The sequence below is a fragment of the Thiomonas sp. TH-17 genome (genome assembly GCF_057473305.1).
On the sequence record NZ_JBYCKI010000191.1, the window covers coordinates 1 to 15,833 of the forward strand.

At 61.9% G+C, this 15,833-nt stretch carries 16 protein-coding genes; 2 read left to right on the plus strand and 14 right to left on the minus strand.

Going from position 1 to position 15,833, the window contains the following annotated elements; genetic code table 11:
* Window positions 1-67 precede the first annotated feature (67 nt).
* The 12 genes from fabZ to rpsB form a co-directional block, all read right to left on the minus strand.
* Entirely contained in the window at window positions 68-517 is a 450-nt protein-coding gene (gene fabZ, locus AC2VLV_RS11445; RefSeq protein WP_486990104.1) for a 3-hydroxyacyl-ACP dehydratase FabZ, read from the minus strand.
* A complete protein-coding gene (gene lpxD, locus AC2VLV_RS11450) occupies window positions 514-1,581 on the minus strand; it encodes a UDP-3-O-(3-hydroxymyristoyl)glucosamine N-acyltransferase (RefSeq protein WP_486990105.1) in 1,068 nt (355 codons plus the stop codon). The genes fabZ and lpxD overlap by 4 nt, the downstream gene beginning before the upstream one ends.
* Before the next feature lie 32 nt (window positions 1,582-1,613).
* Window positions 1,614-2,174, minus strand: a complete 561-nt coding sequence (locus tag AC2VLV_RS11455) for an OmpH/Skp family outer membrane protein (protein ID WP_486990106.1) — start codon at window positions 2,172-2,174, stop codon at window positions 1,614-1,616.
* 15 nt (window positions 2,175-2,189) lie between these two features.
* Window positions 2,190-4,493: an outer membrane protein assembly factor BamA gene (bamA, locus tag AC2VLV_RS11460; RefSeq protein WP_486990118.1), complete on the minus strand. Its 2,304-nt coding sequence runs from the start codon at window positions 4,491-4,493 to the stop codon at window positions 2,190-2,192.
* The gene (gene rseP, locus AC2VLV_RS11465; RefSeq protein ID WP_486990107.1) at window positions 4,493-5,857 is read right to left on the minus strand and encodes an RIP metalloprotease RseP; all 1,365 of its coding nucleotides are present in this window, start codon (window positions 5,855-5,857) and stop codon (window positions 4,493-4,495) included. The genes bamA and rseP overlap by 1 nt, the downstream gene beginning before the upstream one ends.
* Before the next feature lie 9 nt (window positions 5,858-5,866).
* Window positions 5,867-7,072, minus strand: coding sequence for a 1-deoxy-D-xylulose-5-phosphate reductoisomerase (ispC, locus tag AC2VLV_RS11470; protein WP_486990108.1), 1,206 nt, complete (start codon window positions 7,070-7,072; stop codon window positions 5,867-5,869).
* Window positions 7,069-7,911 carry a phosphatidate cytidylyltransferase gene (locus tag AC2VLV_RS11475; RefSeq protein ID WP_486990109.1) on the minus strand — a complete coding sequence of 281 codons (843 nt, stop codon included), beginning with the start codon at window positions 7,909-7,911 and terminating at the stop codon, window positions 7,069-7,071. Before AC2VLV_RS11475 ends, ispC begins: the two co-directional genes overlap by 4 nt.
* Before the next feature lie 24 nt (window positions 7,912-7,935).
* Window positions 7,936-8,673, minus strand: coding sequence for a polyprenyl diphosphate synthase (gene uppS, locus AC2VLV_RS11480; protein ID WP_486990110.1), 738 nt, complete (start codon window positions 8,671-8,673; stop codon window positions 7,936-7,938).
* Window positions 8,674-8,739: 66 nt separating this feature from the next.
* Window positions 8,740-9,300, minus strand: a complete 561-nt coding sequence (gene frr, locus AC2VLV_RS11485; RefSeq protein WP_486990111.1) for a ribosome recycling factor — start codon at window positions 9,298-9,300, stop codon at window positions 8,740-8,742.
* 86 nt (window positions 9,301-9,386) lie between these two features.
* A complete protein-coding gene (gene pyrH, locus AC2VLV_RS11490) occupies window positions 9,387-10,097 on the minus strand; it encodes a UMP kinase (protein ID WP_486990112.1) in 711 nt (236 codons plus the stop codon).
* Between the two features lie 131 nt (window positions 10,098-10,228).
* Window positions 10,229-11,107: a translation elongation factor Ts gene (gene tsf, locus AC2VLV_RS11495; RefSeq protein ID WP_486990113.1), complete on the minus strand. Its 879-nt coding sequence runs from the start codon at window positions 11,105-11,107 to the stop codon at window positions 10,229-10,231.
* A 134-nt stretch (window positions 11,108-11,241) separates the two neighbouring features.
* On the minus strand, window positions 11,242-12,000 hold the full coding sequence (gene rpsB, locus AC2VLV_RS11500; protein ID WP_486990114.1) for a 30S ribosomal protein S2: 759 nt from the start codon (window positions 11,998-12,000) through the stop codon (window positions 11,242-11,244).
* Window positions 12,001-12,404: 404 nt separating this feature from the next.
* On the opposite strand from rpsB, the gene AC2VLV_RS11505 reads away from it, so the two are divergent.
* Window positions 12,405-13,712, plus strand: coding sequence for a DUF3422 family protein (locus tag AC2VLV_RS11505; RefSeq protein ID WP_486990115.1), 1,308 nt, complete (start codon window positions 12,405-12,407; stop codon window positions 13,710-13,712).
* Between the two features lie 7 nt (window positions 13,713-13,719).
* Here the strand turns inward: AC2VLV_RS11505 and rlmB are convergent, their stop codons facing one another.
* The gene (gene rlmB / locus AC2VLV_RS11510) at window positions 13,720-14,448 is read right to left on the minus strand and encodes a 23S rRNA (guanosine(2251)-2'-O)-methyltransferase RlmB (protein ID WP_486990116.1); all 729 of its coding nucleotides are present in this window, start codon (window positions 14,446-14,448) and stop codon (window positions 13,720-13,722) included.
* A complete protein-coding gene (locus AC2VLV_RS11515) occupies window positions 14,445-15,140 on the minus strand; it encodes an ABC transporter ATP-binding protein (protein WP_486990117.1) in 696 nt (231 codons plus the stop codon). Before AC2VLV_RS11515 ends, rlmB begins: the two co-directional genes overlap by 4 nt.
* Window positions 15,141-15,251: 111 nt before the next feature.
* On the opposite strand from AC2VLV_RS11515, the gene AC2VLV_RS11520 reads away from it, so the two are divergent.
* A partial coding sequence (locus AC2VLV_RS11520; RefSeq protein ID WP_486990119.1) for an arylesterase occupies window positions 15,252-15,833 on the plus strand: 582 nt, incomplete at its 3' end.

Here is a 15,833-nt window from a genome sequence, read left to right on the forward strand (position 1 = left end):
ACATCGTCGGCGATTTCCGCGCCGGGATCGACCTGCGCCGTGGAATGAATCTTGGGCATGCTGGCCTTCAGGGCACGCTGCGCTCGGTGCACATCAACTCGGCCTGCGCGACCACGCGGCCTTCGACCGAAGCCTCTGCCGTGAACTTGTAGATGCCCCGCATATTGCGCGTCAACTCGACGTACAGATCGAGCCGATCGCCCGGAATAACGGGCTGTTTGAAGCGCGCATTGTCGATGCCCACCAGGTAATACAGCGACCCCTGGGCCGGCGTTTTTCCCACCGAACCAAACGCCAGAATGCCCGAAGCCTGAGCCAGCGCCTCAAGAATGAGCACGCCGGGCATGATGGGCTTTTGCGGAAAATGGCCAGTGAAAAACGGTTCGTTGATGGTGACGTTCTTGTAGGCCTTGATGTACCTGCCATTCACCTGCTCGACCACGCGATCAACGAGCAGCATGGGATAGCGGTGCGGAAGCAGTTCAAGGATTTGCGTAATGTCTTGCGTGGTCGTCATGTCGATGGTTCTGTTTTCAAAGACTCGATGTGTTGTTCTATATGCTGTTCCAAATGGCGGATGCGGTCACGCAGTTGATGCAACTGGCGCACGGTCGCCGCATTGCGCTCCCAGTTGGCGTGGGTATCGAGCGGGAAAGCGCCGGTGTACATGCCCGGCTGACGCACGGAGCGCGAAACCAGCGACATGCCGCCGATCACCACGCCGTCGGCAATGCTCAAATGTCCCGCAATGCCGACCCCTCCGCCGATGAAGCAGTAGGCGCCGATTTCCGCACTGCCCGATATGCCCACGCAACCCGCGAGCGCGGTATGCGCACCGATGCGCACGTTGTGGGCCACCTGCACCAGATTGTCGATCTTCACGCCCAAGCCAATTTCGGTATTGTCGAGCGCACCGCGGTCGATGGTGCTGTTCGCCCCCACCTCCACATCGTCTCCCAGCACGGCAATGCCAACCTGGGCGATCTTCACACCGGCGCCGCCTGCATCCCGGGCGTAACCAAAGCCGTCGCTGCCAACCACCGCGCCCGACTGCAGCACGCAACGCGCCCCGAGCCGACACCCCCAGGCCACGCTACTGCGCGGATGCAGCACCGAGCCGGGGCCGATCACGGCATCGCGCCCTACGAAGCAGCCTGCCCCGATATGCGCCGCTTCCCCAATTTGCGCTCCCGCCTCGATGACCGCAAAGGCGTCCACCCGCGCAGCGGGAGAAACCTGAGCCGCAGGATCGATCTGCGCGGTGGCATGACACCCCGGCTCAAACGGCGTCTGCCGCAATGCCCAGAACCACTGCGACAGGCGTGCGTAATACAAATAGGGATCGCGGGTGACAATCGCGTTGCCCGAGCGCGGCAACGCACCGCGAAGCGACTCGGGCAGGATGACCGCACCGGCTGCGGTCTCGGCCAGTTGCGGGCGCAGCTTGTCCCGGTTCAGGAAGGTGATGTCGGATTCCGTTGCCGAGCCGATAGGCCGCAGGCGCTGAACGACCGCTTGCCCGTTCCCGATGAGTTCGCCGCCAAGCCGGGCAGCAATCTGCTCAAGCGTGAGGCCATCCATAAAGATGCCAGGCGTCGACACAGCCGACTGGCTCACTTGCCCGACTGAGCATCCAGCGCTTTGAGCACCTTGTCGGTGATGTCGATGCGCGGATTGACGTACACCGCTTCCTGGAAAATGATGTCGTAGTGATCTTTCTGGGCGATGTCGCGCACGACCTTGTTGGCCTTGTCGAGCACCGAGGCCAGCGCCTCGTTGCGGCGGGCGTTGAGGTCTTCGGAAAACTCACGCTGCTTGCGCTGGAATTCGCGGTTCATGTCCACGAGGTTCTGCTGCGCCTTGATGCGATCTGCATCCGACATGACCGGGCCGTTCTTTTCCAGGCTGTCGTTGGTCGCCTTGATCTTGGCCGCCATGTCCTGCAGTTCCTTGTCGCGCTTGGAAAACTCGGCCTCCAGCTTCTGCTGGGCCGCCTTGGCCAGGGTTGAATCTTTCAGCACCCGTTCGGTGTTGATGAAGCCAATCTTGAAGGGCGCGTTGGCCGTGACGCCAGCCGCGGGCGCCGCCGTTTGCGCCATGACGGGCGTGCTGACCAAAAACGCGGTGGTGCAAACCGCGGCCAGAAGAGTACGAGAGAGGGTGTGGAATTTCATGGAAATCGTATGAGGTTAGAAACCGGCGCCCACCGTGAACTGGAAGCGCTGGAGTTTATCGGTGGACTTGTAGCGAACCGCCTTGGCCAGACTGAACTTCAACGGGCCAATGGGTGAAATCCAGGACACGCCGATACCGACGGACGAGCGCATATCGCTCAGGCTGACTTTCTGGTTCTCGCCCCACACATAGCCGTTGTCATTGAAGAACGACATGCGAAGCGATTTGTCCGCGCCCGTGCCGGGGAAGGGAAACTGATACTCGAAATCGGCGATCAGCATCTTGGCGCCGCCCAGCGCATTGCCTTGGGCATCTTGCGGGCCCAGAGAGCTTTGTTCAAACCCGCGCACGGTGCCGATACCTCCGGCGTACAAATTCTTGAAAACCGGCAAGGGACGTCCGTTCAGCCCGTGGGCATAACCCACCAAACCGTTGAACGCCAGATTGGTGGTTCGCGTGAGCGGCAGATACTGCTGGTATTGATAGGTGATGCGGTCGTATCGCAAGGTGCTGAACGGACTGATCTCGAAGCTCAGGCGCTGATAGCGGCCATCGGTGGGCACCAGGGCGCTGTTGCGGCTGTCGCGCTGCCAGCCAATGGTCAGCGGAATGCCGCTGGAGGTCTTGCCGAACTGGTTGACATAGGCGATATACGAGGCTGGCGCGCCCGGAGCGAGATCCAGCGTATAGCGCTCATACCCGGCGCCGAAGAACACCCGGTCTTCTTCGGTGAACGGAATGCCGAACTGAAGATTGAACCCCGGCGTGACGATCTTGTAGTTGTCGCCCTGGCTGGTGTAAGGCTGGATGGTGCGGTAATACGCATTCACCGTGCGGCTGATGCCGTCTTCGGTGAAATACGGATTCGTGCTCGATACCGACAGCGTGCGGTAGTAGCTCGACGTGTTGAAGTCGACCGCGAGATTGTTGCCGCTGCCAAAAATATTGTCCTGGCTGATCCCGGCGTTGAACGACAGTTTGTCCGCACTCGAAAATCCCACGCCCAGAGAGAGGCTGCCCGTAGGCTTCTCCTCCACGTTCATGTCGAGATCGACCTGATCGTTTGTACCGGGAACCTCACGCGGCTGCAGCGTGACTCCCTTGAAGTAGCCCAGACGATCCACCCGGTCGCGCGAGAGCTTGATGCGGTCGGAGTCATACCAGGAGTCTTCGAATTGCCGGAATTCACGGCGAATGACTTCGTCGCGCGTGCGGGTGTTGCCCGCGATATCGATGCGGCGCACATAAATGCGCTTACCCGGATCGGCAGTGATGGTGAAGGCCACCTGATCCGTCTGGCGATCGATCACCGGTTTGGACTCGACCCGGGCGAAGGCATAGCCATACACGCCGAACTGGTTGCTGATGGCCTTGACGCTCTCGTTGAGCGCCTGCGCGCTGTAAGTCTCGCCCGGCTTGAGTTTGACCAGTGCGCGGAATTCATCGTCCTGCCCGAGATAGTTACCCGCGAGTTGGTAACCCGACACGGTGTACTTCGGCCCCTCGTGCACGTTGACGGTGATGTAGATGCCGTCTTTGTCAGGCGACAAAGCCACCTGGGTAGAGTCGATGCGGAAATCGAGATAGCCCCGGTCTTGGTAGTAGGAACGCAGGGTTTCCAGATCGGTATTGAGCTTGGCCTTGGAATACTGGTCGTCCTTGGTGTACCAGCTCAGCCAACCCGGTGTGCTGAGGGTAAACAAGCCCAGCAACGTGCCTTCGCCGAACACCTTGTTGCCCACGACGCGGATGGAACGAATCTTGGCAATCTGCCCTTCGACCACGGTGAACAACACGTTCACCCGGTTGCGCGGCAGCGGCGTGGTGGTGACATTCACCTCGGTGCCGTAGAAGCCCTTGGCCAGATATTGCTGCTTGAGTTCCTGAACGGCCTGATCGATGAGCGCCTGGTCGTAAGGCCGAGCCTCGGCAAGCCCCACGGAGGCGAGCGCCGTCGTCAAGGCCTTTTTGTCGAACTCCTTGGTTCCGGCGAATTCAACCCCGGCAATGGTCGGGCGCTCCTCGACGATGAGGGTGACCACATCGTTGTCGGTTTCAATGCGGACGTTCTTGAACAGCCCGGTGGCGAACAAGGCCCGAATGGCGGCCGCCCCGCTCTCGGGCGTATAGGTTTCACCGACCCGAAACGGTAGATAGCTGAACACAGTACCGGGTTCGGTTCTTTGCAGACCGTCGACCCGGATGTCCTTGATGGTGAACGATTCAGCTGCGTGTGCTTGCACGCCTGCAACAGCGATCACAACCGCCGTCGCACAACGAAGTGCGGGAGAAAACCTCAAATTGACCTCGAGCTGGATTAGTGCATCTGGCCGAGCAAGCGAACCAGATCGTTGTAGAGGGCGATGGCCATCATCATGGCGATGACCACGAGACCGCCTTGCTGCAGCCTTTCTTGCCAGCGTTGCGAGACGCTGCGACGGGTCAATCCCTCGTACGCATAATACAGGAGATGCCCTCCATCCAGAATGGGCAAAGGCAGCAGATTGAGCACGCCCAGGCTGACGCTGACCACGGCCAGAAAGCTGAGATACGCCATCCAGCCCAGCTCGGCGCTTTTACCCGCGTAATCGGCAATCGTGACCGGGCCGCTGAGGTTTTGCAGCGAAGCCTGGCCGATCACCATGCGCCCGAGGGTCTTGAGGGTCAACACCGAAAGATCCCAGGTGCGCTGCGCGCCGTCCTGCAAGGCCTGCAGCGGACTGCGCTCGATTTTTACCGTGGGAATTTCGCCGCCCAGCATGGCCTCGATGCGCCAGACCGCCTGGCCGTTGACCTGCACCGGCTTGGCCTGCAACTGGGTTTGCAAAGTGCGGCCGTCGCGACGCACCTCAAGCTGCATCGGCTTGCCACTTGAGGTTTGAATGGCGCGCATCAAGGCGTCTGCTGTGGCGATGGGTTTGCCGTCCACTGCGATGATCCGGTCACCCGCAAGCAGACCGCTACGCTGTGCCGGGCCGCCAACGACTACTTCTCGAATTTCGGCCGGTGGGCTCTGTAGGTGCAAGCCGTAGGTCGAGAGAAACCCGGCGCTTTCAGCCGCCCGCATGCTCGAAGAAAAATCGAGAGGAATTTCGTGCGTCGGGCCACCCGCCTTGCGTTCGACGACGAGGGCGAGGCGATCGCCGTTCATCGCGGCGTTCAACAGCGTCCAGCGCAGCCCCGTCCAGCTCTGCACGGCTTCCTGCGAGCCGTCATGCGCGACCGCCAAGACTCGCTCACCGCCCTGCACCCCCACTGCGGCAGCGGTCGAGTGAGCGGGTGGCGCACCCAATATGGCAACCGGCTCGCGCACGCCGACCAGCGCCACCACGGCAAACAGCACAATGGCGAGCAAGAGATTGGCCGCTGGCCCCGCTGCGACGATGGCCGCGCGTTTGGATAGGCTTTGTCGGTTGAACGCGCGTGGCAGCTCGGCCTCGGCCACTTCGCCCTCGCGTTCGTCGAGCATCTTCACATAGCCGCCGAGCGGAATCCAGGCCAGGGTGAATTCAGTTTTGTCGGCGCCTCGCGTCCAGCGCAGCAGGGGTTTACCGAAGCCGATGGAAAACCGCAATACCTTGACGCCACACGCCACGGCCACACGGTAGTGACCGAACTCGTGGATGGTGATGAGCACGCCGAGTGCAAAGGCAAACGCCAGCAGGGTGATGAGCAGGTTCATGGTTTCGCGTCAGGCCAGTTGCGCCGCGCCGCCCTGCCCGGAGGGCGAGAGTTGCGCGACGCGCCGTTGCGCTTGGAGTCGCGTCTGGGCGTCTAGTTCAGCCAGGGCCTCCAGCGAATCACAGCCCGCGCATTGTGCGCTTGCCAGCAAATCCGCATTGATCCGGTGAATATCGGTAAACCGGATGCGCTGATGGAGGAAGGCGTCCACGGCCACTTCGTTGGCGGCATTGAGCACGGCGCAGGCGCCCACCGGCATGCGCAGTGCCTCGAAGGCCAAGGCCAGGCCCGGGAACCGCTGGGGATCGGGTTGTTCGAAATCGAGCCGTCCCACGCGCGCCAGGTCGAGCCACGGCGCGCCCGAGGCCATGCGGGTGGGATAGGACAGGCCGTAAGCAATGGGGGTGCGCATGTCGGGCTGCCCGAGTTGGGCAATCACCGAGCCGTCGTGATAGTTGACCATCGAATGCACGATGCTCTGGGGATGAATCAGCACCTCGATCTGCTCGGGTCGCATGCCGAACAGATAGTGCGCCTCGATGACCTCCAGCGCCTTGTTCATCATGGTGGCGGAATCGACCGAGATCTTGGCGCCCATGCTCCAGTTCGGGTGGGCGCAGGCCTCCGACGGCGTGACAGCCTGCAGGGTGTGCGCGGCGCGCTGGCGAAACGGCCCGCCCGAAGCGGTCAGCACGATATTGCGCACGTCCGCCTGCCAGCGACTGCGATCGTCAGGCAGACTTTGCTGAATGGCACTGTGCTCGCTGTCGATGGGAATGAGATCGCCGCCGCCTTGCGCCAAAGCCTGCAACAGCAGATCGCCGGCGACGACCAGCGACTCTTTGTTGGCCAGCAGCAGCCGCTTGCCGGCACGGGCTGCGGCGAGACTGGCCGACAGACCGGCGGCGCCCACGATGGCGGCCATGACCAGATCGACTTCGGGCGCGGCAGCCACGTCGTCGAGCGCCTTGGTGCCGCTCAATACTTCCGTCGGGCAATGCTCGGCCCGCAAACGCTGCTGCAGACTGCTGGCCGCCTGCGCACTGCCGAGCACGGCGTAGTTCGGACGAAATTCGAGACACTGCGCAAACAGTTTGTCGGCATTGCTGTGCGCTGCCAGAGCAAACACCCGAAACTGCGCTGGGTGCAGCGCCAGCACGGCCAGCGTATTGGCGCCGATCGAGCCGGTAGAGCCGAGAATGGTGACCGATTTCATAGCGCCAGCAGCAACAAGGCCAGGGGCAACACGGGCAAGAGCGCGTCGATGCGGTCCAGCACGCCGCCATGTCCCGGCAGCAGCTTGCCGCTGTCTTTCAGCCCTGCCGCGCGTTTGAGCAAGGACTCGAACAGATCGCCCGCAATGGCAAACGCCAGCAGCACGACGACCAGAATCGCGAGACCGAACCCGCCGAACTGCGTGTTGAGCCGCGAAAAATAATTGGGGTAAATCGGTGCCAGACTCACGCAGACTGCGGCGTAGAACAGGGTGGCGGCAAGAGCCGTCCAGGCCCCGGCGCGGGTCTTTCCAGGACTGATCGATGGCGCGAGCTTGCGGCGCCCCCAGGCCCTGCCGCCAAAGTACGCCGCAATATCCGCCACCCAAACCAGCGCCAGCAAAGACAGCATGAAAAGCGCGCCCTGAACACGCAGTTGGACCAACGCCAGCCAGGCGGCCTGCAACAGCAAGAAGCCCAATAAAGTGAGCGCCAAAGGATGACGCAGCGCTGCGGGCAGACGGGCCTTTGGCAGACTCATCCCCAATGCGAGCAACCATGCCGCGCTGCAGGCCAGCCAGAACCAGCGCCAGGCTGAAGCCATCTGCCAGGCCTGCTGTTGCAATAGCCAGAGCAAGGCCGCCGCAATCGCCGCCCAGAGCAAAGCCCAGAAAGACAGCACGCTAAAGCCTTGATAGCCCGCGAGCCGCGCCCACTCGCCCATGCCCACAGCACAAAACGCCAGCGCCAATAGCGCGAATGGCAGGGGATCGTGCCAAAACAAGGTGGGCAGCAATAGCGCCATCAACACCAGAGCGGTCAGGACGCGCTGTCGCAACATGATGCAGATGCGCCGCTCGCCGCCTCAGGCCGCGGCCGGCGATTTCGCCTCGGGAACGCCACCGAAACGGCGCTGGCGGCTGGCAAAATCGGCCAACGCTGCGTCAAAGGCTTCGGTGTTGAAGTCGGGCCAGAGAATATCGCTGAAATAGAGCTCGGTGTAGGCCAGTTGCCAGAGCAGGAAATTGCTGATGCGATGCTCGCCGCCGGTGCGGATCAGCAGATCCGGGTCGGGCGAGTGCGACAGGGCCAGATGCCGCGCCAGCGCTTGCTGCGTGGGGGCTTCCTGCGCAGCAAAAAGGGCTTGTGCCGCCTGCGTCATGTCCCAACGCCCGCCATAGTTGAGCGCCACGTTGAGCACCAAGGTGTCATTGCGGCGGGTCAACGCCTCGGACTGGTCGATGAGCGCGCGCATCTCGGCAGAAAAGGCCGATAGATCGCCCACGACATGCAACTGCACGCCTTGTTTGGCCAGTTCCGCAGACTCGCGCTGCAGCGCCTTGACGAACAGATCCATCAAGGTCTGCACCTCCTCCGCCGGACGCGTCCAGTTTTCAGAGGAAAAGGCGAACACCGTGAGATGCTTCACGCCAATCTCCGCACAATAGCGCACGATTTTTTTCAGCGCGTCGACACCGAATTTATGTCCGGAGGAACGCGGCAGAAACCTGCGCTGCGCCCAGCGCCCGTTGCCATCCATGACCACCGCCACATGGCGTGGTAGCGTGGAAGGGTCGCGCTTGGCGATGGTTTTCTTGCTCATGCCGTCAATAGGAGAAACACAGCCTGGAACGTCGATCAGAGCAGCGGAACAATCCGCTGGCTCCCGTCAGACCGCCATGATCTCCGCTTCTTTTTGCGCCAGTTGTTTGTCGATCTCGACAATGCAGCGGTCGGTGATTTTCTGCACCTCGTCCTGCGCGCGGCGCTCGTCGTCTTCGGAGGCCTCTTTTGCTTTGACGAGGTCTTTCAGGCTTTGGTTCGCATCGCGGCGCAAATTGCGCACGGCCACCTTGGCCCCCTCGCCTTCCTGCTTGATGACCTTGACCAGATCGCGGCGGCGCTCTTCGGTCAGCGCGGGCATGGGCACGCGAATGACGTCGCCTTGCGTCTGGGGATTCAGACCCAGATCGGACTCCCGAATCGCCTTCTCGACGGCCTGGACCATTTTCTTTTCCCACGGCTGCACGCTGATGGTGCGGGCATCGACCAGATTCATGTTCGCCACCTGATTGATCGCCATCATGGTGCCGTAGTAGTCCACCATCACATGGTCGAGCAAGCCGGTATGCGCGCGTCCGGTACGCACCTTGGCCAGATCGAGCTTGAGTGACTCGATCGACTTGTGCATTTTTTCTTCGGTGTTTTTCTTGATCTCTGCGATTCCCATGATGTACTCCAAAAACAGATCGGGAAAAAACAAAACCCGCTGCGCGGAAAACAGCGCGGCGCGGGTCTCAAAAACTTCGATGGTAATCAGACGTAGACGTCCGTGCCTTCATCAGCGCCTTGAACCACGCGCATCAGCGCCCCAGGCTTGAAAATGCTGAATACGCGAATCGGCATCTTCTGGTCACGGCACAGCGCAAAAGCCGTCGCGTCCATCACCTGCAAGCGCCGTGCGATCGCCTCATCGAAGCTGATGCGCGCATAACGCTCGGCCTGCGGGTCTTTGGCCGGATCGGCGGTGTAGATGCCATCGACCTTGGTCGCTTTGAGCATGACCTCGGCGCCAACCTCGGCTGCGCGCAGCGCGGCGGCCGTATCGGTGGTGAAGAACGGATTGCCCGTGCCGCCGGCAAAGATCACCGACTTGCCTTCCTCAAGGTACTGCAGCGCCTTGGGCCGCACATAAGACTCGACAACCTGGTCGATGGCAATGGCCGACATCACGCGCGGATTCAGCCCGGCGTGCTTCATGGCGTCGCTCAGCGCGAGCGAATTCATCACCGTCGCCAGCATGCCCATGTAATCCGCCGTCGCCCGGTCCATGCCCACAGCGCCTCCCGCCACCCCGCGGAAGATGTTGCCGCCACCGATGACTATCGCCAGCTGCACGCCAGAATGCACCACCTCGGCGATGTCCCGCACCATGGCCTCGATGGTGGCGCGATTGATGCCATAAGCATCATCCCCCATCAGGGCCTCGCCCGAGAGCTTGAGCAGAACACGTTTGTATCCGGACATGGTGACTCCTGGCGAGCGGTAGAAAGGCGAAAAGGCGAGGATGGAGAAGCTGCAAAGAAACGGGACTACAAGGTGCTAGGCGACCGGGCCTAATCGACCCAAATCGGCCCCGGTCAGCCGGGCCACGGCGCTCAGCCTTGCTTGGCTGCAGCCATCTGCGCGGCCACCTCTTCCGCAAAATTCTCCGACTTTTTTTCGATACCCTCACCCACCACATACAGGGTGAAACCGTGCACCGTGGTGTTGGCGGATTTCAGCATCTGCTCGACCGTCTGCTTGTCGTTCTTGACGAACACCTGATCGAACAGCGAGACTTCCTTGAGGTATTTCTGCACCGAACCTTCGACCATCTTGGCGATGATCTCCGCGGGCTTGCCCGACTCGGCCGCTTTCTGCGAGGCGATGGAACGCTCTTTCTCGATCAGATCGGCGGGCACCTGAGACGACGACAGCGCCACCGGCTTCATCGCGGCAATGTGCATGGCCACATCCTTGGCGGCCACTTCGTCGCCGGTGAACCCGACCATCACCCCGATGCGCGTACCGTGCAGGTAACTCACCAGCTTGTGATCGCCAGCAAAACGCTTGAAGCGGCGAATGGTCATGTTCTCGCCGATCTTGCCGATCAGCTTGCTGCGGCGCGCTTCGATGGTTTCGCCATCAAGCGTCAGTGCCGACAGCGCCGCCACGTCGGCAGGGTTCTGCGCCGCGATCAGCTGGGTCAGGTCTTTGCCGAAGGCCAGGAAATCGTCATTCTTGGCCACGAAATCGGTTTCGCAGTTCAACTCGATCAGCGCGCCGGTCGTGCCGTTGATGTACGCCGCCACGATGCCTTCGGCCGTCACACGCGAAGCCGCCTTGCTGGCCTTGCTGCCGAGCTTGACGCGCAAGATTTCCTCAGCACGATCCATATCGCCTTCGGCCTCGGTCAGCGCCTTTTTGCACTCCATCATCGGGGCATCGGTCTTGGCACGCAGTTCTGCCACCATGCTTGCGGTAATTGCCGCCATTGTTGAACTCCTTGAAATCGAAAACTAGAAACGCAGTTGAAAAAAAGGGGCTGTGTATCGCAGCCCCGGGGTGTTTCAGGCCGGTAATTCAGGTGAGTGAATCGGGCCGTTGCAGCAGGATCATCGTGGCCCCATCAGGCGGCAGGCGCGTCTTCCTGAACTTCGACGAATTCTTCTTCGCCTTCGGAGACAGCTTGCACGACTTCATTGACCGCGTCGTTCTTGCCTTCCAGGATGGCATCGGCCATGCCCTGCGCGTACAGCGTCACGGCTTTGGCCGAGTCGTCGTTGCCCGGAATGATGTGAGTCACGCCCAGCGGGGAATGGTTGGTGTCGACCACGCCGATCACCGGAATGTTCAGCGTCTTCGCCTCGGCGATGGCGATCTTGTGATAGCCCACGTCGATGACGAAAATCGCATCGGGCAGAGCCGCCATGTCTTGAATGCCGCCGATGGACTTTTCCAGTTTGTCCATTTCGCGCTGGAAGGTCAACGCTTCTTTTTTGCTCATCTGCTCAAGCACGCCCTCGGCCGCCTGCGCCTGCATGTCCTTGAGCTTCTTGATCGAGGTCTTGACCGTCTTGAAGTTGGTCAGCATGCCGCCGAGCCAGCGCTGGTCGACATAGGGCATGCCGCAACGCTCGGCCTGTTCACGCACGATTTCACCCGCCTGACGCTTGGTGCCGACGAACAGAATGGTGCCGCGGCGCGCCGCAAGCTGGCGGGCGAACTTGACGGCGTCCAGATACATCGGCAACGTCTTTTCGAGGTTGACGATATGGATTTTGTTGCGATGGCCGTAAATGAACGGGGCCATCTTGGGGTTCCAGAAGCGGGTTTGGTGACCGAAGTGCACCCCGGCTTCCAGCATTTGACGCATTGAGACTGACATAAAGTTTCCAATCCAAGTTGGGTCTGAAATCCGGCTCTGATTGGCACGCCGCCCAAATTCTCCGGTGCAAGCACCGGGCAACTTCGGCAGCGGCTCAACACCTGGTTGAGCCGGTTTGCGGGTGGTTTGCGCCAGACACCTCGTGCTGAACTTTGGGCGATCTGTCAAATCTCTCCCTCGGTCGCGTTGGTAGCATGGCGCGTTCGTTCTGTGCTGCTTTCTGCGGACCAGTCACTTGCTGTTGCGCTGGCCCGGTGCTTTCTGAACGCTTTTTCTATGCATTCATTCCGCACCGCACAAAACCCGAGCATCATAGCAGACATCGGCCCATCCACACTGACTGACAGTCTCGGCCCCGTCCTGCATCCTCCACTCCTTCTTCTTCAGCTCACCGCTCGTCTCTTATGTCCGAACATCCCTTGCGTCAGCAGCTTCACAACGAGATCCACGCCCGCCCGTTCGAGCGAGTGGGAGCGCCGGCGCAGGTCAGCCATCAAGTGATGCTGGTCAGTCCGGCCGAGTCGCAACAGGCGTTCGAACACCTCAGTGAACTGCTCGGCAATCTGCACCTGCCGCCGCCATCAATGGGCAGCATGTTTCATACCGAGCAGATCGGCCCGGTGCGCCTGCGCTGGGAGCGCCACGGCGAGTTCGTCAGCTACACCTTCATCACGCACGAGTCCCTCGGCCCGGAAGATCCGCTGTTTGAACGCTGCGCCTGCGACCGCGTTTCGGCTGAGTGGCTGGCGCGCATTCCGGGGCAACGCCTGTGCGCCAACCACGTCGCCGTCATGCCCGAAGGCGAACTGGGCTGCGACACCCTGCCTGATTTCTCCGCGGTTCTGGACATTGATGCGCTGGTCGGGTCGGATGTGGCCGACGGTCATGCACAGGTCTTCACCGATCTGCGCATCGCACCCGACGGCTTTACCCGCTTCATTGTGTTGAGCAAGGCCATGTCGGCGCGGCGGCGCGGGCGACTGGTGCAGCGCCTGCTCGAAATCGAGACTTATCGCCTGCTGTCTTTACTGACGCTGCCGGTCGCTCGCGAACTCACCCCCCAACTCAACCAATACGAGCAGGATCTGGTGAGCATCATGGACGCCATCGGCAGCAACGGCGGTGCCGAAGACGCCGAGCCGCAGCGCGATCACAAAACCCTGGATCGTCTGACTTTGCTGGCGTCCGCCGTGGAAGGCGTCTATGCCGCTTCTCATGGCCGGTTTACCGCGGCGAATGCATACTACGATCTGGTCAACCGGCGTGTGACTGAACTGCACGAAAAACCGATCTTCGGCCTGCAGACCATCGGGCAGTTCCTGGAGCGTCGTCTGGCGCCCGCGATGCAAACCTGCGCCTGGGCGGCACGGCGGCAGCAGGCGCTTTCCGAGCGGGTTTCACGCTGCAGCAATCTGCTGCGCACGCGGGTGGAAGTGGCGATGCAGCAGCAAAACCGCAGCTTGCTGGCGTCGATGAACCGTCGGCAGTTCCTGCAACTCCGTCTGCAGCAGACGGTCGAAGGTCTGTCCGTGGCCGCGATCACGTACTACATGGCGTCGCTGGTGGGCCATCTGTTCGAAGCGGCCGAGCCTTGGCTACACATCAAACCCAAGCTGGCCGAGGGCATCTCTATCCCGATCATCGCCCTGATTGTCTGGATTGCGCTGCAGCGCATGCATCACCGGTTGGAACGCGCCAGCGAAGCCCGTTAAATCAGGCTCAGACGCGCCGTTGACGCACGGCCTCGTAAAGACAAACCCCGGCAGCGACGGAGACGTTGAGGCTCTCCACCGCACCGAGCATGGGAATCTGCAGCAGCTGATCGCAAGTCTCGCGCACCAGACGGCGCATGCCGGCGCCCTCAGCCCCCATCACCAGCACCGCGGGCTGTGTCCAGTTGGCGGCGTGGACATCGTCGGTCGCAGCCTCGTCAGTACCCATCACCCACAGGCCGCGATCCTGCAATTCGCCCAGGCTGCGCACCAGATTAGTCACCATGAGATAGGGCACGGTTTCCGCCGCGCCGCTGGCCACGCGGGCCACGGTGGGGTTTAGGCCCACCGCGCGATCTTTCGGCGCAATGACCAGATGCACCCCCGCCGCGTCGGCAGTACGGAGAATGGCACCGAGGTTGTGCGGATCGGTCACGCCATCGAGCGCCAGCACTAGCGGCGCCCCCTCCACGGCATCGAGCACGGCGTGCAGGTCGTGCACAGTCGGCAAGTCATCAACCTGCGCCACCACGCCCTGATGACGGTCGGTGCCCGCCAGCGCGGCCAGGCGCTCGGCGCTGAGGGTTTTCAGCGCCACGCCCGAGGCCTCGACCTTGCGCAGAAACTGCTGCATGCGCGCATCGCGCCGACTCGCGTCGACATACACCGCGTGCACCGACGCCGGGGCCGCACGCAGGCGCGCGCCTACCGCGTGAAATCCGTAGAGCGGCTTCATGCAGCAACCGCCTGGGGTTGTTCAGTCAGATGACCGGCGTGCATGGTGCAGACGCGGTCGCAGCGCGCGGCCAGCGCCGGGTCGTGTGTGACCAGCACCAGCGTTGCTTGCATTTCGGCGCGCAAGCGGAACATCAGATCCATGATGCGCTCGCCCGTGGCCGCATCGAGATTACCCGTCGGCTCGTCGGCCAAGACCAGTCGGGGTCGGCCCACGAAGGCGCGGGCCAGGGCAACGCGCTGTTGCTCACCGCCTGACAGTAAGGCCGGGCGATGATGCAGACGCTGTCCCAGGCCCACGGCGTGCAGCAAGGTCGTTGCGGCATCCACCGCGCCATGAGCACGTCCGGAAATTTCCAGAGGCAGCACCACGTTTTCTAGCGCGGTGTAGTGGTCGATGAGCTGAAAATTCTGGAACACGAAGCCGATTTTCTGCGCCCGCAGATCGGCCCGGCCGTTCTCGTCGAGGCTGTCGAGATCAACGCCGTCGATCCACACCTGGCCTGTGCTGGGCCGATCCATGCCGGCGAGCAAAGCCAGCAGCGTGGATTTCCCCGAGCCCGAGGCGCCGGTAATGGCCACGCTCTGTCCAGCAGGAACTCGCAGTTGCACCGCGTGAAGAATGGTGAGGGCGTCGCCGACATCGGAAACGGTCTTGCCCAGATCCTGCGCGACAATCACATCGACCGCCATGGAAGCCTTGTCATGAAAAATGGAATGCCGCTGATTGTAGAAAGCCCGCCCACGCCGCCGCGGCGCAAGGTCTTGGCGCTCATGGTGTCACTTGTGGCGCTAACGGCGGGCATGGGGCTAGCGGGTGCCGCGCGGGCCGCCATACCGCCCACATCCACGCCCATATCCACTCTGCTCGTGGTGGGCGACAGCCTGTCTGCCGGATACGGGCTGGAGACCGGAAAAGGCTGGGTCGATCTGCTGCGCCGGCGGCTTGAAGCCAAGCAGCCGCGCTGGACCGTGGTCAACGCCAGCATCAGCGGCGACACCACAGCGGGCGGGCTGGCCCGCCTGCCCGCCCTGCTCGCGCGCGACAAGCCGCGCGTGGTCATCATCGAGCTGGGCGGCAATGACGCTCTCCGCGGTCTTTCCTTGCAGCAAACGCAGAACAATCTGAGCCGTATGGTCGCGCTGTGCAAAAAAGCGGGCGCGCGCGTTTTGCTGGTCGGCATGCAAATTCCGCCAAACTACGGCCCGGCGTACACCGCGCGTTTTGCGGCCGTGTTTCCGGCGGTTGCAAAATCGCAGCATGTGGCGCTGGTCCCGTTTCTGCTTTCTGGCGTCGTCGGCCATCCCGACTGGTTTCAATCGGACAACATCCACCCCACAGCGCAAGCGCAACCCACCATGCTCGATACCGTCTGGCCGCATCTC